This is a genomic window from Microbulbifer sp. MLAF003, from assembly GCF_030012965.1.
Lineage (GTDB): Bacteria > Pseudomonadota > Gammaproteobacteria > Pseudomonadales > Cellvibrionaceae > Microbulbifer > Microbulbifer variabilis.
In genome coordinates this window covers 3,105,813-3,126,698 of sequence record NZ_CP120232.1, presented here as the reverse complement: position 1 = coordinate 3,126,698, position 20,886 = coordinate 3,105,813, and the positions used below count along the sequence as shown (strand labels likewise).

Genomic DNA, 20,886 nt, shown 5'->3' with positions numbered 1-20,886 from the left:
GGGCCCTTAAAGCCTTTGCTGACTTCGTTTGAGGGCCTCGATTACTTATCTTATTGTTAATCCGGTGGATAAATCGTTTAATTATGCCGCGTACTTAATTGATTTATGTCGGAAATAGGCTGCTACACACGCGGGCTTTTTTGTAACATTCTCATATGAGAAAGTACTTTGCTTTTCAGTTTCTCCATGAGTCGGGCTGGCATACTACTGTGAATGCCCCCTTTAAGGTTACAATTCAAATACTCATCTGGATTCAGTTCAGGTGAATATGATGGTAAATAATAGATTTCTATCTCATCCTCGTGCTCTGCCAGTCAAGCATTAATGACTCGTGTATGGTGGACCCTAAGATTGTCCAGGATGAGATAAGCTTTAAGTTCCGATTTTTTGGTTAATCGCTTGAGAAAGTCAATCAGCCTATCGGCATTCATACTTCTTTCGTAAATTTGAAAACGCACTGTTCCTTGGTTTGAGATCGCGGATATCATATTGAGTGAAGTAAGCGTGGCATTCAGCTTCACAATGGAATTTTTTCCTTTTGGTGCATCGCCATGCTCATGCTGGCAATCGCTGCGAATGCCTGTTTCATCACCCCAGTAAATCTCTGCGTCTTGCTGTTTCTCATGCTGTTTAATGCCTGGGTAATCTTCCTCCATCCATTTTTAATGGCTTTCGGGTTTTGTTCATAGGCCCGTTTGGCAGGCTTCTATGGCGTAAAGCCTCGGCGCTTCAGATAATCACCGACGGTGCGAATTGGCATCTTCAAACCGCATTCAGGTTCGATTAACTCCATGACTGCCTTGCGTGCCCACAGGATATAGTCAAGCTTGAGCTGATCTGGCTGCTCATCTGAGATTTGTTTTGAAGCTTTTTTCTCTACCGTTAGCCTGCGGTTCGTACCTTCCGGATAGCCGCGCTTTTTAGAGGCCAATGCTTTAAAGTCCTCTGCTTTACAAGCATTGATCCAATTTTGTACTACTCGACTGGAAACATCCAGTGCCAGTGTAATTTTATCGCATTATTAATATCCATTTTGATATTGTACCGAACTATAGAGATACCAGATTAGCAACCAAAAACTTTAATAGCGGTGTCTTTGTGCCTTATATAAAGGAAGAGGAACGCGTAAATTATCGAGCCGATATTTAAAATGGATTGCTATATTGACGTGGCAACACTGCTGAATACTAATCCTGGCGGCTCCTGGGTGTTTGTTATGGATAAAAATGGACGTATCTTTTGCGGTAATAAAGTCGGTGACATTCAGAATCATTCGGCATTTTTGTCTGGGCAACCAGTTGCTGCGGCAGGACATATATCTGTGGCAAATGGGAGAGTAGAACTAATTAACAATTTTAGTGGTCATTACCCACCTACCAGTAACTACATGGAGTAATTTAAGGAAGAGCTGGAAAAAACAATGTTGACCTAAGGGTGACAAAAATCCAATTTGGTATCTCTTCAAAAAATTACGCACTACGCGCAAAAAACAATCAAGATCCATTTTATACAGGGAAATGGTATCAAAGTTTTCGTGGTACAGTAATCAGGGATACTGTTGATGGTAGCTCACATACATATAATGGCCGCACTCACATTCAAGGGCAAAAACTAAGGCTTTATCCTGATGGGCCCAAGTGGCAGTGGCTTTAATGTGGGAAAGTTGAACAGGGGAATAGCGGTGGGAAGTTCGCCTCTGAATTAGTAGACTATAGTGTGCGGACTAATTCTTGTTAATTGATTTTTTAAATGGCTACTTTTAAAGTCAAATTTATATGTTTTGATTAGCGTCCGAAAGTGGATGTCACTTTCGAACAGAAATTCTATTGATTGGGCCGATAAGGGATGTATTCCAATTGCCTTCTAGTCAATTATTTTTAGGTAATACTAGTGTAACTCCGAACAATTTCTTAATATCAACAACGCTTAGCCAAGCCCCAATTCACGTTCAATTTGAGCTTTCCGCCATACCGAATATTTTTGGGGAGCTTGGCTTCCTTGGTGTTATCAGCGATGATCGCACGTCCCATGCTGGGCCAGCATAAAACGGCCAGTACTCGTGGGGCAATTACTTGAAAGACTTTGGGTGGCCCCATCAGGGTTTTTAGTTTCTGTACAAGAGGCAGCCAGGAAGCAGGGACTACCTGCTCGGCAATCGCCCATGAAGCCTGGGGTTCACTGCCTAGCTGTTTCGTAAGGGATTCGTAGCGTAGTGTCGCTGCTCGGAGAGCCGCTTGTGGAGATGCTATTATTACTGCACGTGCGCGTCGCTCTGCACATAGCAGACAGATCTCTTTGGGTAGACCACTGCGTTCAGCCAACTCTGGATTTAGTGCCCAGCCGCTGGTTTTTATATGGCACTGACATATTGAACAAGCATACTTTGGGTTGTCAGCATTAAAGAGTGAATTTACTTTCTGTGGACGTTCGCCGTTTCGCCAGTAGAGGGGATATTGATCGAAAATGGAGCTGGCAAAGTATCTTGCAAAGATTAACCAGTCGATATCGGTAACAGTTCCAAAACGGTCCTTACGCACAAGTTCAGGAATATCCAGGCTATAGAGGTGGCGCAGGCAGTGGGTGCAGGGCTTTAGTTCATCTTGTGGAAAAACTTTTTGTGCAGCAGTGTAGTCGCTACTCGCCCAAAGTGAACCTTGGTAATTGCTTAGCGATGGGCATTTAGGGGTTATATGGATTTGCCCAAAAGAATGCCCCTGCGTAGAAGGGCTTTCTTCAAGGCCAAATACAAATACCGGAATGTTACGGTAGCGCCAGCCACAGGTGAGGCTATCCAGGTCTGAGTAGTCCAGCTGAATACCAGAGCTGATAGCTTCTGCCAAACTGTTCCGACTTGGAGTATTCGTCGGTACTTTCAATAGGGGACTGTCGGCGGGAATTCCGTGATCGCTACTCTCCGGTTGACATGATGTAGCTTTCATAGGCGTGAAGCCGTGCCGCGGCTCTTGTGTTTGGTGTTTATGAATAGGCTGGAGGTTGGTTGGCTTCACAAAGCTTCCTCAAGAATTTGCAGGATATGGCTTTCAGAGTCACGTACTACCCGGAATGCCACTCTGCGAGAGCGATCCGGATCTTCTATACCATTAGCATTGAGTACAGGCCGAGCAGAGGAATAGCCTACGGCCGCAACTTTTGCGCGGACTAGTACCGCTTGAGTCGGTGGTAGCAGCGAGTGGGCATACTGCATCACCGCTCTTGATCGCTGCTGTGACAGACGCAAATTATGAAAGTAACCTTCTTCTGGTTCAGATTGTTCACCCCACTCAGAGCTTGTGTGTCCCTCTATTTGGATTGCGGCAATAGAGTCCATATATGGAGTCAGGGCAGCAATATACCTGGGTACAAATGAGGACATAATCTCTCGGGCATTGTCACTCAGAGTGAAATCCCCCGCTTTAAACAGGGCATCACTATTATTAAATGAAATGGCGAGGGTTTGCTTATCCAGGGAGGCTCCCCAGTGATCCAGGTCGTTAGCAAACTCCTGTTGCAGGGTTTGGTAGATTGCAAGTTGAGTATCGCGATAAGACTCTGCAAGCTCTCGAATCTTAGCGCGTTCATCTATTAAGGAGCGCATTACGAAGACAGCAATACAGAGAAATACCATCATCAGGCCTGCCATCATATCGGATAGGCTGATCCACTGGCTCTCGCTGTATTCGCTGTTGGAGTGGGCACTCTCAAACATGCTCCTCTCCGACGACCTGCTTCACTTGACTGTCGATACGTTTCATTTGCTGGATTAACTGGCGGAAATCCCTTGAGAACTCACCACTCAGGGTGCCTAGCGCATCACCCATCGCAGCCATTACACTCTCGACTTCGCTATGTAAGCGTTGATCCAGTAGCTCATACTGACGTTTGATGCTTACGTCTGCATTGGTCAAATCACGAGTGATCACCTGGGATAACTCAGTAATCATCTGTTGGTGAGTCTTGGCGATAAGTTGTGCGAGTTCAACCATTGATTCACGATGGCTGTTTGCAGTCTCTTGTATAATGTTGGAAAAATGTTTTGGGTCGATACTAGTAAGGACATCGGCGAGAGCAACGACCTTATTCGTCCTCTGCTCAAAAACCTTAGCCTGGGTTTCACTCAGGGAGATTAGGTGTTGAACTTGAGTGCCTAACTGCTGATTCGCTTTTTCTATTCCTTGGGTAATAGACTCAAACTTAGGTGCGATATCTGGAATAGATTGCTGCAGTACTTCAATGGATGCCTGCTGTTCATTAAGCATGACAGAGATTTGCTCGGAGTGAGTACGCTGCTGTTCAACCAGCGAAGGAATAACGTTAAAGATCTCCGGTAATTCAGTAATACGTTGGTGCAGCTGCAAAAGGTTCTCTTGTGCACCGTTAATCTCAATCAGTAGGGATGTGGTTTGCTCACGGTAGATCGCAGCAAGCTCGGCGTGTTGCTCATGCTGATCGATTAATGCTTGCAGGGCAGGGGATACAGCCTCCAGCTGTTGAGTAAACTGCTGCAGATTATCACCCATTTGTGCGTTCAGTCCCTGATTAAACTTCTCCACAACTGAAGTTAGTGACTGTAAAACCTCTTCGCTAATACTGTGTTGAAACTTTGTCAAATCCTGTCGCTGGTCATTGATCGCTTGCAAAATATCATCTGCAGTGGCTCTGGCTGGCTGATCTTTGCTAAATATTTGGAAAATAGTGCGCAAGACCAGCGAGAGGAAAAGGCCTAAGATACTTGTCATAAAGGCGGTTTCCAGACCTTGCATAAGTTCTGAAATCGAGGTGTCGATATCAGCAAGGTCAAAACCATAGATACCAAGAATAATACCGATAAAGGTGCCCAGAATACCAAGAGCGGTCAGTAGAGATGGAGTTTCTTTTACGAAGCGTGGAAACTTGCCAAATGGGTAAAGGATCAAGGCTATAGTGCCAAGGGCAAGCATAACTATAAGAAAGGTGTCTGTTACCTGCTCAGGAGATAACTTAGTCAACCAGTGGTAGAAAAACTGGGTCATTATTGATCCTTTACAACTTTCTGCATTGTTATTTCGTGATAAAAGGGCCCGTTGGGTATTCTCCCTGTGCCCTGACTTAGAACTTTCATTTGTGGTAGAGCTTTCACTACATCGGTAATAGTGCGGAACTTTGTCTGCTTATTTCCAGCTGGTTGGATATAGGTTCCAACAAGGCCTGATGGCTGAATCTCGAAAACACCACAATTAACTGGAAGTTGCTCTTGCTTGAACAACAGAAAATGCATCACACCGTTATTGCTGAGATACTGATATAGCGTATGTGTGATTAACTGAATTTGTTCAGTGGAAAAGAAATTCAGGAGATCCCAGAGCAAAATACAATCCAGGTTTTCAGGTAGGGTGGCCTGTCGTAATGCCGCCTGTACCGCGCTATTAAAGGGTACCTTGCGGCTACATTGCCAGAGAATTGCGGAATAGAGATCTGAAATAAACAGTTCACCCACCTCACGCTGGAGGTGCTGCATATTCCTTCCGGCTTTCTTCCCTACGTCCAGAGCTTTACTGACGGGAGAGCGCTTGGTGTGCATTAATGCTTGATCAAGAGCTGTCAAAGGGAGTTCGGTAAGGCTTGTTTGTCTAAAGGCGGAGATTGCAGCTGAGGTTCCCCCCGCGCGTACAGCGTTTTGTGACTTTACATTACCGTATTCAAACATCAGCTCGATAAGATCTTTACGCATGCCTTTTCTATGCAGGAGAGAGGAGCGCAGAGAAAAGTTACCCATGGTTTTCATCAGGTTGAGCGACGAGTATCGGTATGAGGGTAATGGCTCCGGCAGTGCTAGGGGCTCTGAGTTAAAAGTGAAGCCGGACAAACGCTTAAAATCAGCGGGCGCTTTAGGCATTGTGCCGGTGTACAGCATAGTATGGAAGATGGTGCCAGCTTTTAAGTGAGGTCGGATTTCCTCAATTAATTGCGTAATAAGCTCGGGCTCCATAAAGTTGAAAAGGTCCCAGCAGAGCACGACATCAAGTTTTATCCGTTGCGGCTTTCTAGTCAGGTGTTTAGTTAACTTTATGGTTCGTGTCTGCTGGTCAAATGAGTGGATCTCAAGCAGCAGGCTACGTAAATCCTCAATAAATGTCTGGCAGGATAGTTCCAAAAAGGTTTGTGTAGTGCCAAATGAGAGACACCCTAAATCCAATACTTTACCACCTGGTTGAATCACCTCGTCCACCAAGGCGGCAATACCAAACGAATGATGCTGCAACATACTCTCACACTAAAAGCTAGAGCCCCGGCAATAGCCGGGGCTCGTATGGAGGATCAACTGAGGAATTTAACTCAGCTCTCCTCTGTTTCCTCTTCAGTCTCCTTGGTACCGAACAGATAGTCGCTGGTATCGGATAGACGGGATGAATCACTCGCGGTTGAGCTGCTAGAAGTGTAGGAGGAATTGTTCTGGGAACGATTTGCAGGCTTATCTTCAGTTGCCGGCAGGTCTGGGTGCACCAATCGGTCTGAGAATTCCTTGTGACGTTCTTTCATTTCGGAGTCGGTATCTACCATATCCATAGAGCCGCGGAACTTACCACCGTCGTCGAGTTTGATCCGAGGGGCAATCAGGTTGCCATTTACCTGAGCAGTATTTCGGATCTCTATTAATTCATCGGCAAGTGCGTCGCCATCCAGTGTGCCTTCAACAACAATATTTTTTGCGTGGATATTTGCAGTCACTGCGCCGCCGGTACCAACAGAAAGGTTGTGGCCAACCATAATTACAGTACCGTCTACAGTGCCTTCTACATGTAGATCTTCGGTGCCGATCAACTCACCGCGAAAATTGATACCCTCACCAAGCACTGATTTGGCGCCTGAATTCGAGAGAGATGATTGCTGCTCACCAGCGCTCATGCCTGCTAGAAAAGGTGTGGAGTCATTGCTTTTGTCAGTGCTCATCTAAATAAATCTCTTCGTTGTGGAAAAAGTCAGCTATTAAATTTCTTGTAGCCAGGCCCTCGGCTGAAGTCTTATCCGTAGGCCAGCTAATACATTGAGTCGAAAAATCACGAAAGCTCAATGTGAGAACAGTGGTCTCGCGATGGCAGGAGATACATGTTCATTTTTTCGCAGAAACCTGGATATCATTACGCAAATATTTTCTACTACTGGAGCTCTCTTTTTCTCCTCTCCATGCTCTTGGTATTGGAGCACTTGGCTGAATGCTAACTTCATTCAGCAAGAGGATTTACGTAGTTATGGTTTCATCCGTATATTCATCTCTGGTAGATTTTTTATACCATCCCTTAACAGCTTCAACTTTTTCACAGGTGGCTTGTGCCAAGCCAGAAATTAATTTAGGTCGGTGTGGGTATTTGCCAACAGAGAGCACACCGAGAAATTTACAAAACTTAACCCGCAACCTTTAACTGTATAAAAATAGTCCTACTACCTAATTCTAGTGACGATAAATTTCTGGGATTTTTCACCATAACGTCACATTCTTACTTTTACATTAAGGTGTAATTTGTAAGTAAATATTTACTTCTTGTTGTGGAGGGCACACTGCTTATTGTCTGCTGATGGGTATTGAGTCTTACCTGGCACATATCAATATAGATTGGATTGTTACTACCTTACAGCGCGAAAGCCACCCTAACGGATCGGCAATCGATCAAGCTGACCTCGACTTGAATGGGCTGAATTTAGCACGGATTCCACGTTAAAAGTGTGACATGGAGCACTTTTTGCTCGCCTTGACCTAGAGGAAGTGACATTGGTGCTTCGAATGCAGCAGTGTCAGTACCACATACTACTAAGGGGTGTGTTGCTTGGTAGGTAATATGAAATGTGGAACAATTCCTCATGCATAAGGGGTTGAAAAAAGAAGAACTTAAAAGTCTAAACCACAAAATATGGGTAGTGTCTATGCGAAAATGGGCGAAACCTATATGAAAGTTTCTGGAAATAGAAATTCCAGCAAGGAAGCACTTTCTGATCGATAACTTTTTACTCGCCCGTTGGGTGAAAAGTACATAAAATCCAGTCTCGTTTTTGGGTTGTTAAATAATGATCGGTTTGGAAAAAGGGTATTCTTTAATTAATGACATTCTTCCGAAAAGCCAGCTTGAGGTTCTTCAAAATGAGTTTGAAGATTTAAAGCTTGCTAGGGGAACTGGAGGCATACGCAATGTAGAGAAAAAGTATAGCTCTATAGCGGCCTTGGCTACATCGGACTTGATTGTAAATTTAGCGCAGAAATACTTAATTCAGCGTCCTCGATTGGTAAGGAGTATCCTGTTTGATAAGCATAAGAAGTGTAACTGGCTTGTCACTTGGCATCAGGATAAGACTGTAGCGGTCTCTTCAAAATTTACTAAGTCTGGATGGGGCCCTTGGAGTGTTAAGGATGGTGCTCACCATGTGCAGCCTCCTCTACATGTTCTTGAACAAATGATTACGATCCGTATTCATCTGGATGATACTGATGCCAGTAATGGCTGCTTGAAGCTTATTCCTGGCAGTCATCAATATGGGATTTTTCAGCAAGATGAAATATATAAATATGTTAAACTGCATAATCCGATTGCTTGTGAGGTAAAATCCGGTTCTGCATTAATTATGTATCCTCATATTCTTCACGCCTCAGATAGAGCTTTATGTCCTAAGCGCCGCAGAGTGATACACTTGGAATATAGTTGCTATGAGCTGCCAGCTGGGATTACTTGGGCATAGTGCAACTAGATTCAATTTTCAATAATGATGTACGGGTTGACACCCATTACACTACCTTGCTATCAATTAAGATGTTCGTGTTGCATGTTACCATTGTAATTAAGGTCAGAAAGCCGCGCGACGATACCTATCGGAGCGCAGTCCGCTGCTTTTACTCTCTTCTTGAAGATTGGGAAAAAAATAAGTCAACACTTAAAAATATAATTATTTACATGATGGTCGATTTTCTTGAGGGTTGGCTGGTGACCATGTTTTCCTATAAAAATCGATAATTTTTATAAATATTTTGACTAATTTAAGAGCGCTTTAAGTAGTGGCAATTGCTGATGGCTGCTTATCAATTTGTTACTTACTTGTTTCTTGTTGTGTTTTTTTCTTTTTGGAGTTGGTCTTTGTTTATTTGAAAATTTAAGATTTATTTTTTTATTGATTTCTCTGTTTGGTGGCATTTTGGCTGTTAAAATCATGCGCGGTCAGATAAGGGGTTGATTTATTTGATTGGATAGGAGGTTTTACCTTCTAAATATAAGAATGATCATGTTGAAAATGGTGAAAAATGAATAATCAAATAATAAGGTTTTTAGCTCATTGGGTGATTCTTTTTGGAGCTTTTCAAGCAAAGGCGTTTGAGCCTAAATCAGATTTATCGGTGAACTTGGAGCGTGTCCGCTATTGTCATAATTTTTGGTGCACCCGGCAGGATACTCAAACTGAGTATCTTGCTTGGGAGCAAGAAGGTGTCAGTAATACTCATCAGCTATACACTCAGATTGCAAGGTTGAGGCAGCCAGCGCGAGAAGATGTGCGGAACTTGGTATTTATTGCAGCAGGACAACAGCCACCAGGATACGGTTCTGAAAGTGCAGTAACAGGGCAGGGGGATAACTATAAAAGAAACTGTGGTATCTCAGAAAAATCCTGCTCCCGAAGCATAGATGGCCGCTCCCTTGCCCGGCAGGTTCTGGATTCAGAGTATTTTCCTGCAGATGATACCTTCTTCGCCGTAGCTTTTGATGCACAATTTAACTATTTGGTGAGTAGCGGTGAGAAATCTCGTATAGAAAGTGCCTACCTTAATTGGTTAAAATCCAAAGCTTATGCTTCCAATCTTGAAAGCATCTACTTGGCGGGGTCATCCAGAGGTGGTTGTTTAGCAATGCGCTTGGCAAAGGCTCTGCGTAATGATCCGGACTTTCGTAACATTCGAACCATTGTTCATAGTTTTGATGGAGTCTGTAAATGGGATCAGAATGAAATGGGAGTAACTTCTTCTTTTTCCGTAACCCGGAAAACTCAACTTATTTGAGCTACTATACTGATCTCAATGCTCAGTTCCCCTATAAAGACAATTTATATATCCGTCAACTGGCAGGCGGTGATGAAGTTATTGAATTTACAGGGGTGCACTCTTTTGTCTATACAGCAGAAGATATCAATCTAGGTTGGTATGCTCAAAGCTGGGTCAATTTGGACCATATTACTATCGATCGAGATATGTACCCAGAAGTTAGAGATCAGACCGTGGTACCATTTTTAAAGCATTTGGAAGAAGTTTTTTAATCCGTTTCGTTGATTTCAATTGATCTAAAATCAATTATTTGTATGTTTAATTGATTGGGTGTGAGGGTTGCTGTTAAGCAGCCCTCTTTACCTAACTGGAGTTTTATTTTGTAGAAGCCTAATAAGTAGGTGATTAGCTGTATTTATGCAGAGTAGCTGGTCAGTTGGTTGAGCCAATAAATGATAGTGGAGAATTCATTTTAATATAGCCAGCCTGTTTTGAAGGAAATTCCTACATATACAAATAGAACGGAGAGAAGTGTTACTGGAATTATATGATAAGCGAGAGCCTTCAGGTTTCTGGTGGACAGGTTCGGAATAATCCTGATCCTTGCGTCAATAGCAAGGAGGAATGTAAGGCCCAATATGATTAGCTTATATGAAATAAGCCTCGAAACCGGATTTGAGAAGTTAAACCACTGGGATATATCGGGTAAGAGGCTAAAGGCTAGATAGATACCGGAAAGAATCTGTATAAGAAGCGCAGGAATACCAATTTTCTCATAGCTGCTTTCGAACCTTGAGATAAATTCTATATCCTGACTTCTTACGGCTGAAGGGAGGATTGTGCATGCGAGCACCAGATGCCCTCCAGTCCAAACAGTTGCACCTAGCAAATGCAAAAACAATACTACCTCGTACATTTCTATCCCATTGTTTGATCCTTTTAAGCACTATATCTATATATGATATTGGTGCCCACCAATTTCTCGGGTCGGTATGATGAATATTATTGATGTATTGTTAGCGGAATTACTTCATGCAAAAACGAGATGAAAGTTGATGTAGGTCAAGATGATAAGTTGGATTATGTAGTAAGAGTCTACTAACTAATAATGCCGAGATGTCATGTACTTTATGCATTAGTCTTTCAATAATTTCCCATTCGTTACTCCATTATATAACTACCGTTACCTATGAAACCTGGATAGCCGCAGATGACGGCACCTTCGGTGACTGGAGGCAGTGCGAGGCAGGCGAACTGAACTGACTACTGGTTTAACTGGGTATGTTAAGAGATTTCTGCATACCCAGGTTAACAGGCAGTTATACTGTAAGGCGGTCGGTCTTTGGTCAATCTTAAGACCGATGCCTTTGCCTACTGCAACAATACTCTACTTTATTCTTGACTCCTGAGAGTCCGAATAAAAAGTAACACTTAAAAGCTTGTTTGTTTCCATTCATTTACTGCCTCTAGAGTAAATTTCTGTCCAGTGTCACTGCTGTTGCACTTATAAACCTGTAGCTGTTCTCCATTGTCGGCACTTGCCCCTGGTGTATCAATGCAGTATTGCCAGTCTTTGTCGCGATTTTGAATAATCCCGCTTTCCTGTACCTGCCATTTTTCTGAGTTTCCACCATCGCAATCCCAAAGGTGCATTTTGTCACCATTGTCGGCAGAGCCTGAGTTGTAATCGGCACAGTATTTATTGTTGCCTTTAGGTCTTAATTGCCCCTCAGCGGTGTAGACAAACTGTTGTTCGTTGCTCGAGTTGCAGTTGGCCAAAGTCAGGTTGGAGCCATTGCCATAGCCTTGAGAAACATTCATACAGAGATTTGGGTTTTGAATGGACTGGATGCGAAAATATCCAGGTAGGCTTCTTCGCACACCGACAAAGGGTATGGCTTGGCTGGTATAGCCCGGCGTGTCATTGACAGTATTTGGATCCATGCCAATAGCGGTAGCGCCGTGTGCAACCGCGATATAGGAATAGCCAAAATCTGTATTGCTGAAATCGCCAGAGCTGCTCCACAAATGCATCAATTGTTTACTGTTCGCCGCTTCATTGGCTGTTATTTGGTAATGATCGCCGGCTTTTACATTACCGCAAAATATCTTCTGGGAGCTGCTGGAATCCATGGAGTCTATATTGCCAGAAAACTCTTCAGGATCGGCAGTATCTACATCAGGGCAGAGGAAGGCATGTAGAGGGTAGTTATCCAGCGCCGATTCCATACGACCATTGACATTACCCGATTGCCCCCCAGTGAAAATTACCAGAACTTTTTTACCATTAGTGAAAAGCTCGCTGATAGTAGGCCAGCCGATACTCTTTAATGTGCTGCGATAATTCGTTGAAGTTGAGCTTTGTTTAAGGTGATTGACCATATCCTGGTAGCTGAACTGAAGACCCCCCAACTCTTGTTTGATATATTGATCCAGCAGATAAATTTCATCCGCATACCATGCTGCAAACCAATTGCTATTCGGCTTCATGTCAATATACAGCATCAGTGGGGCATCAAGCTCATTGTTGGCAAGCCATGCCTTAATGTCGTCCAGGCAGTTTTCCAGACGATCATCTCCGCCGTTACTTTTACACATATGATTGCCGATATCACTCTGACCATGGGCGACATAGGGGCCGTGGCTGCTGCCTTGCCATGGGCCGTGATCAACTACATCCAGTTCTAGGGAGCGGAAGCCCTTATCCAGCCAGTCAGTTAGTGTTTCCCCACTGGCTAAGCGCTCATAACTATTGTGGGGTTGCAGGTAGTAAATCTGATCAATGCGATGGCTGGATTGTACTGGGTCTGCTACGGCCAGTATTGTGCTAGCAAAAGCTGTAGAGCTTAACAGTGTCGTAGCTGACAAAATAAGTTTGCTGAAGAAGGGCTTCGACATTGGGGTGTCCGCTTATGTTGAATGTTTTTTATTGCTATGGAAAGAGGTAGTTAAAGTTGGATTATATGAACAACTTATGAAGAACATATGACGCCGGGAAACTGTAAAGAATATATCTGAACTTTTGCTGAGTTCCTCACAATTTCCGGCTTTTTAAGCGTATTTTTAATGAAAGCTAGAGTTTCTTCCCCAGCCTCTTTTCCACTTGCTTTTTTCCCACTCGGGCCCAAATAAGCTGAATACCTCAAATACACTCATGCCGTGAGATATTAAACCTATGCCCCAGCCAAGTGCGGCCCATAGCACCCAAAAGTAACCTGGCGATGTAATCAGGTTCAGTATGAACAAACCAATTATCACCAGTACATAGGTGATTACGTGGGAATAGAATGCCTTAATGTCGCGAACGTGTTCTATAACCCGCTTTTCTCTGTCGGATATATCCTGCTCTGTATTCACTTCGCTCTCCTGTAGTTCTGATAAGTCGATTTCAAAAACAGCAGCTAAAGCTTTCCGTGATTCAAGGCTAGGGTTTTGCCCTCGCTCTATTCTCTGGATAGTCCTGATGTTGAGCCCGCTTATTCTGGCCAGTTGTTCTTGAGACCACCCGCGTTGAAGCCTTAGTTTTCTGATGATCATACAGCTCCTTTAAATTGGCTTTTGGAGATATTTATAGTGAATTTCGCAGCTGTCGGGAACGGGCATCTAGGTGACTTCCTTACGACATTATCTTTATTATCAATGAGTTAGGGCCTGGCTATGCTGTCAGTTGATAGCGGTAACCCCAACTAAAACACTCTTTTTCCCCAGGCGGTGTGAGCGTTCCATTGTAGCTCGATACCTTATCAAATATCTGCGTGACAAGTTATTTAACTACCAAACCAGCTGGAAATATGAATGAGTTATCCTAACTGGAAAAAAATTTATGGTGACCTCTTGCGGTAACTAGGCCTGCCAATAGATATGGGTAATGAGAATTGGGTTTATCAGAGAATGACTATCTCGACAGCCGCTGGAAGTGGTATGCGCTTGTTCTTAGCGATCGGTAAAGTGGCATAAGGGCGCTTGGTTTTAACAAGTGCCCTTATGAACAACATAACGGGTCTAGAGAGTGCTATCCGGCTGATTTTCCGGACGTGCGTCGATAAACGCCGGTAGTTCATTACAGGCTTCGGCGATTTTCTGGATTTTCGGATAGTTATTCATTTCCATACCGAAGCGCTCGGCGCTATAGATTTGTGGTAATAGGCAGCATTCAAAGAGTCCAGGTTTATCGCCAGCTGCGAAGGGCTTGGGGTCTAGCTCTTGTTCCAGTGCTGAGAAACCCAAGTGAATCCAGTGCTGAATCCACTGTATTTTTTGCTCGTCACTAATCTTAAATTCAGCCTGCAGATACTTGAGGATGCGCAGATTCTGTACAGGCTGAATATCACTGGAAATAGTGTGAGCCAGTGCGCGAATGTGGGCGCGGTTTTCGCGCCCCTTTGGTAAGAGGGGCGGTTGCGGATAAGCTTCATCCAGCCACTCCAGTATGGCCATAGACTGGGTAAGGCTAAAGTCGTTCTCGTTAAGTGTGGGCACTAACCCCTGCGGGTTGAGGCTTTGGTAGCTATCACTCAGCTGCTCACCTTTTAACAGGTTCACTGGGTGGTAGTTATACTCGAGTTCTTTCAGGTTCAGGCCTATACGAACCCGGTAACTCGCTGAGGAGCGGAAATATCCGTAAAGATCCATTCTCTTTCCTTTCTTTCGTTGTTATTGCTTTGGCAACATAAATTGCCGGTTTTAAGAACACTTTTCAGTCGTGTCTCGAGTCACTCGTTTTTCCATGAATTAACATAGTCTGCCAGCTCTATCGCATGGGCGTCAGGCAGTATGTCCCACGGTGTGCGGCTATCGATCATTACCGCGACTTCGTCGGTTTCTTTCCTTGCACGCTTGGCGCCAACGGCGAAAGCTTTAGGGTGGGGTCCATGGGTAAATCCCATGGGATGCAAGGTAAGCATCCCCGGATGAATATTATCGCGGCTGAAAAAGTTGCCGCGATGGTAAAAAATCAATTCGTCATAATCATCGTTATTGTGGAAAAACGGTACCTTGAGTGCACCCGGATCGCTTTCCAGCGGGCGGGGTACAAAGGTAGCCACCACAAAACCGGGCCCAACAAAGGTAGTGTGTGCAGAGGGTGGTAGATGATAGCGGTGGCTCATAAGTGGGCGTAAATCCCGCCAATTAATTCGTACCACAAGGTTATCGCCGGTCCAGCCCCTGGCGTCCAATGGGTTAAAGGGGTAAATAATCGTAGAGAGCTGCTGGCGGGCTTTTACGATCACGCGCCATTCAGTGTCTCCCTGCTGGGCTTTAAAACCATCATCAATTTTGGGGACATCGAGAATCGCCTGATCAAAGATCGCGTTCGGGCCAAGAACGCCCCTATCTGGCAACTGGAAGTGGCCGCCAGTTGCCTCGATCATTAACAATTCCAGAGGTTCATCCAGGGTGGGAGCCAGACGCCACATGGTGCCTCGCGGCAGCACAATGTAGTCTCCATCACGAATGCTCAGGTGGCCAAAATCGCAGTAAAGGTCTCCGCTGCCATTATGTATGAAGAGCAGCAGGTCTCCATCGGCATTACGCACCAAGTGGTCCATTGGGTCACTACAGGTCCACAGGCCTACGAGGCTGTTGTTGTTGCGTAGAATTGGCTTTTGATCCCAGGGGCTACTGCCTTTGTGGACCAATTGAGTGGCATCAAAAGCATGAGGACGCAGTGGTCCCTCAAATTTGCTCCAGCCGGTCGGGGGATGGCTGTGGTAGAAATGGGTGCAGGGGCCAAAGAAACCTTCCTTGCCCATCTCCCTTTCAAAAGTATTGGCTGGAAAGTCTGCATGGGCTTGGCGGCTGGTTTCACCTTCAATGCGGGGAAAGCGTATCCACTTGTTCATGGGCGGCCTCGCTTATGCTGGGCAGGGCGCTTATCGGCAGGTGGAAAGTTGATCGTTTCTGCAACAGTGTCGCGCATATTTCTTGCGTTTAACCGGCATTGGGTTAACAAAGATGGCGCAAAAAACCCTATACTGTGCGACCAATTTTGTCCGGTGCTCCAAGTAATCCCAGCGCAATATTTGCGTGTACAGTGGTTACAATTGAAACCAATGTTAGTTAAATTGAGCATCTGGTACAACCCGGATTCCCAGACAGGCAGGTGTGAGAGCAGCCATGATTGATAACCAAAATACGCCGGAAACGGCGGTAAAGCAGGATGAGTTGCGCCTGGAAAAATTCTTGCCATACCGCCTGTCAGTACTCTCAAACCGTGTGAGTAACGCCATTTCACAAGCCTATGGTGCACGCTTCCATCTCACCATCCCCGCGTGGCGGGTGATGGCCATCCTCGGGCGTTTTCCTGACCTCTCTGCTGCAGAGTTGGTAGAGCAAACGGCCATGGACAAAGTGGCAATCAGCCGGGCTGTTTCCTCGCTGCTAAAGAACGATTACATCACCCGCAGCGAAGATCCTGCAGACCGCCGGCGTCAGGTGTTGAACTTGTCTGAGTTGGGGCGGGAAGTCTACGCGCGCATAGTGCCGCTTGCGCAGCAATACGAAAATGATTTGATCGCCTCCCTTTCCAGTGAGGAGAGGGAGCAACTGGATGGCATTATCGAAAAACTGTTGGTTCGCGCTAAAGAGTGGTCCGAGCGCGGCTTGATCGATGAATAAATAGGATAAATAAAGGAGTTTTCAGATGTTTGAGCATTTAAGCAGCCTCCCGCCAGATCCCATCCTGGGTCTATTGGCCAGTTATCGTGCGGATGAAAACCCCAGCAAAATCGACCTTGGGGTAGGGGTCTACAAGGATGAGGCCGGCCACACCGCGGTTTTGCAGGCGGTAAAGGAAGCGGAGACTCGCTTGTTACAAAGTGAGGAAACCAAAGCCTATATCGGCCCAGCCGGTACACCAGGCTTCAATTCGGTGATGCAGGAGTTGGTACTAGGCGCCGGACATCCCGCCCTGGTAGGTGGCCGCGTACGCTCTGCCCAAACGCCCGGTGGTTGCGGCGCCCTGCGTGCTTTGGCGGAGTTGATCAACCGCGCCAAGAAAGGAGCTACCGTATGGGTGAGCGATCCCACTTGGGCGAACCACGTGCCGTTGTTGGGGAATGCTGGCCTGAATATCAAGAGCTACCCCTACTACGATCGCGCCACCAGCAGCTTGCAGTTCGACAAAATGGTGGAGACATTGAAGAACGTGGGCGAAGGCGATGTGGTCCTGTTCCATGCCTGTTGCCACAATCCCTGTGGCGCGGACCTGTCCCGTGAGCAGTGGAAAGTATTGGCGGAAATGGCCCAGAAACAGGGTTTCACTCCGTTTATTGATATGGCATACCAGGGTTTCGGTGAAAGCCTGGAAGACGACGCCTACGGCCTGCGCCTGATGGCGGAATCTGTACCTGAAATGCTGGTAGCTGCTTCCTGCTCCAAAAACTTCGGCCTTTACCGTGAGCGCGTTGGCCTGGCCATGGTGATCTATGCCAATGGTGAGAGTGCCGATAAAGGCCACAGCCAGATGCTGAGTGCAATTCGCGGGAACTATTCCATGCCACCTTCCCACGGTGCTGCGGTTGTGGAATCTATCCTTACAGATGCAGGCCTGAAAGCGAACTGGGAAGCGGAGCTTACCGAGATGCGTGAGCGCATCAACGGGCTGCGCGCAGGTTTGGTAGAAGGTCTGGCGGCTGCCGGAGCCGCAGGCGATTTCGGTTTTATCCGCCAGCAGAAAGGCATGTTCTCCTTCCTGGGCATTAGTCCAGAGCAGGTGCAACAGCTGCAAAAGGACTATTCCATCTATATGGTGGACTCCAGCCGCATCAGTATTGCCGGCTTGAGCTCCAACAATATGGAATACTTCTGCAAGGCGGTTGCCAGCGTGCTGTAAATTCGGCACATTTGGGGGTGAGCGTACTGCTCATCCCTTAAGATTTATCTAAAGAAGTAAGAGTGAAAGATGGAAGTTGAGCTAGGAGCCCCAGTGTCTGAATCCCCCACCCAAATCTGGACCCCTCAGAGCTGGCGAAACTTCACCGCACACCAACAGCCCAAATATACCTCCACCGATGATGTTACCCAGGTAGCCAAACAGCTTGCTGGCCATCCGCCTCTGGTATTTGCAGCCGAAGCGCGCGAGCTACGCCGTCAGTTGGCCCAGGTAGCGGAAGGAAAGGCGTTTTTGTTACAGGGCGGCGACTGTGCTGAATCTTTTGCTGACTTCAACGCAAACCGCATACGCGATACTTTTAAAGTATTACTGCAAATGGCGGTGGTACTCACTTTCGCCGGTAATCTACCGGTAGTAAAAGTGGCACGGATGGCAGGTCAATATGCCAAGCCGCGCTCCGCAGATACTGAAACTGTGAATGGTATTGAGCTGCCCAGTTATCGTGGCGATATCATCAATGGTATCGACTTTACTGCGGAAGCTCGCCAGCCTGATCCCCAGCGCATGGTTACCGCCTATAACCAATCCGCGGCTACCCTCAACCTGCTGCGCGCTTTCGCCCAGGGCGGCCTGGCTGATCTGCACCAGGTACACGGCTGGAATTTGAGCTTCCTCAAGAACAATCCCCAGCGCGATAAATACGCGCAGTTGGCGGAGCGTTTACAGGAAGCCCTGGAATTTATGGCGGTATGTGGTGTTACTTCTGACAATACCCCCGCAATTCGTGAGACCGTGCTTTATACCTCGCATGAAGCACTGCTACTGGAGTACGAGCAGGCTTTGACCCGTACCGACAGCCTCACCGGCAAATGGTATGACTGTTCTGCGCATATGCTGTGGATTGGTGAGCGTACTCGCCAGCTGGATGGAGCCCATGTAGAGTTCCTGTCAGGAGTGTGCAACCCCATTGGTGTAAAAGTCGGTCCAGGCATGCAGCCAGATGAGCTGCTGCGTTTGATCGACAAGCTCAATCCTGAGAATGAAGCTGGTCGCCTCACGTTAATTACCCGTATGGGCGCAGACACCCTGGGAGATAAGCTTCCGGAACTTGTACGTGCAGTACAAAGGGAGGGCCGTTCTGTGGTCTGGAGTACAGACCCTATGCACGGTAACACCGTAAAAGCCGGCAATGGTTACAAAACCCGAGACTTCGATAAAATCCTGCGTGAAATTCGGGACTTTTTCTCAGTACATTGGGCTGAAGGCAGTCACCCCGGCGGTATTCATTTGGAAATGACCGGTGAACATGTAACTGAATGCACCGGCGGCGCATGGAAAATTTCCGAAGCAGACCTTGCCAGCTGTTATCGCACACAGTGTGATCCTCGCTTAAATGCTGATCAGGTATTGGAGCTGGCTTTCTGTGTGGCCGAATGGCTGCGCGCAGGGCGAATCGCTTAACAGCTTGGCTAAAAAGCAAATATAAAACCCCTTATTCAGGCTTTGGGCTTGGCTAAGGGGTTTTCTCTTCTTGTTCAAAAAGTCTTTTAATTCAATAGATGGGGAGTTGTAAGAGGCTTTGTAATAGTAATCTTGATGACTGTTTACCCAGTTGAGCCATTAGTATTAACGGGCTCTTCAAAAGCTTATTCAGTTGTTAATCGTGTGGGCTATTCCGGTAATTGGGGCTCTAATAGTCCTACATTTTTCTAGTACAATAGAGAGCGCTCCAAACTATAAAATCAGTGATGTAGCTCCAGCCAAGACTCATACCCCATTACTGGTGCCGTAGAAACAGGGGGGGCGATTGAAATCGTGCAACATATCTTTGGCAAAGAGCAGTATGCTTATCGGCAAGAAGCGCAGGCGGAATTGTCCAGATCCTGCTTCGGTCGCCCGTGTACTGGGCATTGTGTTTAATTGGTAAGCCGGGTAACTATGAAGATTGATTTCTGGTTCGAATTTGGAAGCACATATTCTTACCCCGTAGCTATGAAGATTGAAAAAATGGTGACCGAGCAAGGTGGGCACTTGGAGTGGAAGCCTTTTTTACTCGGGCCGATATTCAGCAATCAAGGCTGGCATGATTCTCTTTTCAATATTTATCCTGAGAAAGGCAAATATATGTGGAGAGATCTAGAGAGAATATGTGAAACTGATGGCCTGAACTATAAAAAGCCAACCAGTTTTCCTCGCAACGGGTTAAAAGCTGCAAAAATAGCTTGCTTATTTTCTGGTGAAAAGTGGGTGCCTGAATTTATCCGTTCTGTATACGCTGCTAATTTTGAGCTTGATCTTGACATCTCACTTGAAGAAACCTTGAAAAAATGCTTGCCTTTTTCAGATGAAGAGTCATTTACAAAAATTAAACGTGCAAATACTTCACTGGCAAAGCAAATGCTAAAAGAAAACACAGATCAAGCGAAGAAAAAAGGTATTTTTGGAGCTCCAACGTTTATGGTTGGAGATGAAATGTTTTGGGGTGGCGATAGGTTGCATGCTGCTATACAGTGGGCAAAAAATAACCAGTAAATGCTTAGTATCCTTGTTCCGTTATGTAAAGTATGGCCAGCTGTACTTTCTATATCAAACTCTATTATATATTCGGAAATAACTCTGGCTCTCCTAAAGTTATCCAAATTTCGGGCTTTGCTTCATTTGTGCCAGTGCCAATGGCAGAGGAATATGGCATACAGCCGGAGTAAAATGTCTGAATAAATGCTATAATTAAGTAACCGAGTAGAAATGGAAGTAAAGTTAAAGATTTATATAAATAAAATAGAGCTATCTATTGGCTCTAAAGTTATCTCTGAATCTCCAACGGAGCCGTTCACAACACAAAGACTTTTGATTGGAAACTTTGATACAGCGTGGAGATGCATCATTAGTGCCGAGAAAAAGTTATCTATAAAAGGGCTCTTTAAGCGAAAACCGAAGGTAATTGTAGAGCCTAAAGAGATGGTTGAAGGCGGCATTTCACAAGTGGAAGAGCGTATATTTCAAGAGCTAGCATTGGCTCTGAACCCAAAAAGCGTGGAAGTACAAGTCTAGTGCTCTGGTT

The 20,886-nt window shown here is 45.7% G+C and carries 20 protein-coding genes and 1 pseudogene; 9 read left to right on the top strand and 12 right to left on the bottom strand.

Annotated features, from left to right (window positions below):
- Positions 1-122: 122 nt before the first annotated feature.
- A pseudogene (locus tag P3339_RS14855) lies at positions 123-656 on the bottom strand (IS630 family transposase).
- Between the two features lie 50 nt (positions 657-706).
- Positions 707-931 (bottom strand): winged helix-turn-helix domain-containing protein, encoded by a 225-nt coding sequence (locus tag P3339_RS14850; protein WP_282951017.1) that lies wholly within the window; start codon positions 929-931, stop codon positions 707-709.
- Between the two features lie 219 nt (positions 932-1,150).
- Between P3339_RS14850 and P3339_RS23825 the strand changes: the two genes are divergently transcribed.
- Positions 1,151-1,396: an IQM protein middle domain-containing protein gene (locus P3339_RS23825; protein WP_020414881.1), complete on the top strand. Its 246-nt coding sequence runs from the start codon at positions 1,151-1,153 to the stop codon at positions 1,394-1,396.
- A gap of 520 nt (positions 1,397-1,916) precedes the next feature.
- On the opposite strand, the gene P3339_RS14845 is transcribed toward P3339_RS23825, so the two are convergent.
- The 5 genes from P3339_RS14845 to P3339_RS14825 form a co-directional block, all read right to left on the bottom strand.
- Positions 1,917-2,939: a hypothetical protein gene (locus tag P3339_RS14845; RefSeq protein WP_282951016.1), complete on the bottom strand. Its 1,023-nt coding sequence runs from the start codon at positions 2,937-2,939 to the stop codon at positions 1,917-1,919.
- 65 nt (positions 2,940-3,004) lie between these two features.
- Positions 3,005-3,706: an OmpA/MotB family protein gene (locus P3339_RS14840; RefSeq protein WP_282951015.1), complete on the bottom strand. Its 702-nt coding sequence runs from the start codon at positions 3,704-3,706 to the stop codon at positions 3,005-3,007.
- A complete protein-coding gene (locus P3339_RS14835) occupies positions 3,699-5,009 on the bottom strand; it encodes a MotA/TolQ/ExbB proton channel family protein (protein WP_020414884.1) in 1,311 nt (436 codons plus the stop codon). The genes P3339_RS14840 and P3339_RS14835 overlap by 8 nt, the downstream gene beginning before the upstream one ends.
- On the bottom strand, positions 5,009-6,241 hold the full coding sequence (locus P3339_RS14830) for a hypothetical protein (RefSeq protein WP_020414885.1): 1,233 nt from the start codon (positions 6,239-6,241) through the stop codon (positions 5,009-5,011). The genes P3339_RS14835 and P3339_RS14830 overlap by 1 nt, the downstream gene beginning before the upstream one ends.
- 71 nt (positions 6,242-6,312) lie before the next feature.
- Positions 6,313-6,927 (bottom strand): bactofilin family protein, encoded by a 615-nt coding sequence (locus tag P3339_RS14825; protein ID WP_020414886.1) that lies wholly within the window; start codon positions 6,925-6,927, stop codon positions 6,313-6,315.
- 1,110 nt (positions 6,928-8,037) lie between these two features.
- On the opposite strand from P3339_RS14825, the gene P3339_RS14820 reads away from it, so the two are divergent.
- From P3339_RS14820 to P3339_RS14810, 3 genes are all read left to right on the top strand, one after another.
- Positions 8,038-8,703: a phytanoyl-CoA dioxygenase family protein gene (locus P3339_RS14820; protein ID WP_282951014.1), complete on the top strand. Its 666-nt coding sequence runs from the start codon at positions 8,038-8,040 to the stop codon at positions 8,701-8,703.
- A gap of 556 nt (positions 8,704-9,259) precedes the next feature.
- Positions 9,260-10,009, top strand: a complete 750-nt coding sequence (locus tag P3339_RS14815; RefSeq protein ID WP_282951013.1) for a hypothetical protein — start codon at positions 9,260-9,262, stop codon at positions 10,007-10,009.
- A complete protein-coding gene (locus P3339_RS14810; RefSeq protein WP_282951012.1) occupies positions 10,006-10,263 on the top strand; it encodes a hypothetical protein in 258 nt (85 codons plus the stop codon). The genes P3339_RS14815 and P3339_RS14810 overlap by 4 nt, the downstream gene beginning before the upstream one ends.
- A 200-nt stretch (positions 10,264-10,463) precedes the next feature.
- On the opposite strand, the gene P3339_RS14805 is transcribed toward P3339_RS14810, so the two are convergent.
- The 5 genes from P3339_RS14805 to P3339_RS14785 all read right to left on the bottom strand — a co-directional run bounded on the left by P3339_RS14805 (position 10,464) and on the right by P3339_RS14785 (position 15,834).
- Positions 10,464-10,907 carry a CopD family protein gene (locus P3339_RS14805; RefSeq protein ID WP_020414891.1) on the bottom strand — a complete coding sequence of 148 codons (444 nt, stop codon included), beginning with the start codon at positions 10,905-10,907 and terminating at the stop codon, positions 10,464-10,466.
- Between the two features lie 515 nt (positions 10,908-11,422).
- Entirely contained in the window at positions 11,423-12,889 is a 1,467-nt protein-coding gene (locus P3339_RS14800) for a ricin-type beta-trefoil lectin domain protein (RefSeq protein WP_282951011.1), read from the bottom strand.
- 165 nt (positions 12,890-13,054) lie between these two features.
- On the bottom strand, positions 13,055-13,528 hold the full coding sequence (locus P3339_RS14795; RefSeq protein ID WP_282951010.1) for a 2TM domain-containing protein: 474 nt from the start codon (positions 13,526-13,528) through the stop codon (positions 13,055-13,057).
- A 465-nt stretch (positions 13,529-13,993) separates the two neighbouring features.
- Positions 13,994-14,623: a maleylacetoacetate isomerase gene (maiA, locus tag P3339_RS14790; RefSeq protein ID WP_282951009.1), complete on the bottom strand. Its 630-nt coding sequence runs from the start codon at positions 14,621-14,623 to the stop codon at positions 13,994-13,996.
- 80 nt (positions 14,624-14,703) lie between these two features.
- A complete protein-coding gene (locus tag P3339_RS14785; protein WP_282951008.1) occupies positions 14,704-15,834 on the bottom strand; it encodes a homogentisate 1,2-dioxygenase in 1,131 nt (376 codons plus the stop codon).
- 274 nt (positions 15,835-16,108) lie between these two features.
- On the opposite strand from P3339_RS14785, the gene P3339_RS14780 reads away from it, so the two are divergent.
- From P3339_RS14780 to P3339_RS14760, 5 genes are all read left to right on the top strand, one after another.
- Positions 16,109-16,609 (top strand): MarR family winged helix-turn-helix transcriptional regulator, encoded by a 501-nt coding sequence (locus P3339_RS14780; protein WP_020414896.1) that lies wholly within the window; start codon positions 16,109-16,111, stop codon positions 16,607-16,609.
- 25 nt (positions 16,610-16,634) lie between these two features.
- A complete protein-coding gene (locus P3339_RS14775) occupies positions 16,635-17,825 on the top strand; it encodes an amino acid aminotransferase (RefSeq protein ID WP_282951007.1) in 1,191 nt (396 codons plus the stop codon).
- Between the two features lie 93 nt (positions 17,826-17,918).
- Positions 17,919-19,286 carry a class II 3-deoxy-7-phosphoheptulonate synthase gene (locus P3339_RS14770; protein ID WP_026305277.1) on the top strand — a complete coding sequence of 456 codons (1,368 nt, stop codon included), beginning with the start codon at positions 17,919-17,921 and terminating at the stop codon, positions 19,284-19,286.
- A 477-nt stretch (positions 19,287-19,763) separates the two neighbouring features.
- Positions 19,764-20,357, top strand: coding sequence for a 2-hydroxychromene-2-carboxylate isomerase (locus tag P3339_RS14765; protein ID WP_282951006.1), 594 nt, complete (start codon positions 19,764-19,766; stop codon positions 20,355-20,357).
- 213 nt (positions 20,358-20,570) lie between these two features.
- A complete protein-coding gene (locus tag P3339_RS14760) occupies positions 20,571-20,876 on the top strand; it encodes a hypothetical protein (protein WP_282951005.1) in 306 nt (101 codons plus the stop codon).
- Positions 20,877-20,886: the final 10 nt, after the last annotated feature.

Coding starts and splice junctions, on each gene's coding strand:
- P3339_RS23825 (WP_020414881.1), top strand. CDS start 1,151: ATGGATTGCTATATTGACGTGGCAACACTGCTGAATACTAATCCTGGC.
- P3339_RS14845 (WP_282951016.1), bottom strand. CDS start 2,939: ATGAAAGCTACATCATGTCAACCGGAGAGTAGCGATCACGGAATTCCC.
- P3339_RS14840 (WP_282951015.1), bottom strand. CDS start 3,706: ATGTTTGAGAGTGCCCACTCCAACAGCGAATACAGCGAGAGCCAGTGG.
- P3339_RS14835 (WP_020414884.1), bottom strand. CDS start 5,009: ATGACCCAGTTTTTCTACCACTGGTTGACTAAGTTATCTCCTGAGCAG.
- P3339_RS14830 (WP_020414885.1), bottom strand. CDS start 6,241: ATGTTGCAGCATCATTCGTTTGGTATTGCCGCCTTGGTGGACGAGGTG.
- P3339_RS14825 (WP_020414886.1), bottom strand. CDS start 6,927: ATGAGCACTGACAAAAGCAATGACTCCACACCTTTTCTAGCAGGCATG.
- P3339_RS14820 (WP_282951014.1), top strand. CDS start 8,038: ATGATCGGTTTGGAAAAAGGGTATTCTTTAATTAATGACATTCTTCCG.
- P3339_RS14815 (WP_282951013.1), top strand. CDS start 9,260: ATGAATAATCAAATAATAAGGTTTTTAGCTCATTGGGTGATTCTTTTT.
- P3339_RS14805 (WP_020414891.1), bottom strand. CDS start 10,907: ATGTACGAGGTAGTATTGTTTTTGCATTTGCTAGGTGCAACTGTTTGG.
- P3339_RS14800 (WP_282951011.1), bottom strand. CDS start 12,889: ATGTCGAAGCCCTTCTTCAGCAAACTTATTTTGTCAGCTACGACACTG.
- P3339_RS14795 (WP_282951010.1), bottom strand. CDS start 13,528: ATGATCATCAGAAAACTAAGGCTTCAACGCGGGTGGTCTCAAGAACAA.
- maiA (WP_282951009.1), bottom strand. CDS start 14,623: ATGGATCTTTACGGATATTTCCGCTCCTCAGCGAGTTACCGGGTTCGT.
- P3339_RS14785 (WP_282951008.1), bottom strand. CDS start 15,834: ATGAACAAGTGGATACGCTTTCCCCGCATTGAAGGTGAAACCAGCCGC.
- P3339_RS14780 (WP_020414896.1), top strand. CDS start 16,109: ATGATTGATAACCAAAATACGCCGGAAACGGCGGTAAAGCAGGATGAG.
- P3339_RS14775 (WP_282951007.1), top strand. CDS start 16,635: ATGTTTGAGCATTTAAGCAGCCTCCCGCCAGATCCCATCCTGGGTCTA.
- P3339_RS14765 (WP_282951006.1), top strand. CDS start 19,764: ATGAAGATTGATTTCTGGTTCGAATTTGGAAGCACATATTCTTACCCC.
- P3339_RS14760 (WP_282951005.1), top strand. CDS start 20,571: ATGGAAGTAAAGTTAAAGATTTATATAAATAAAATAGAGCTATCTATT.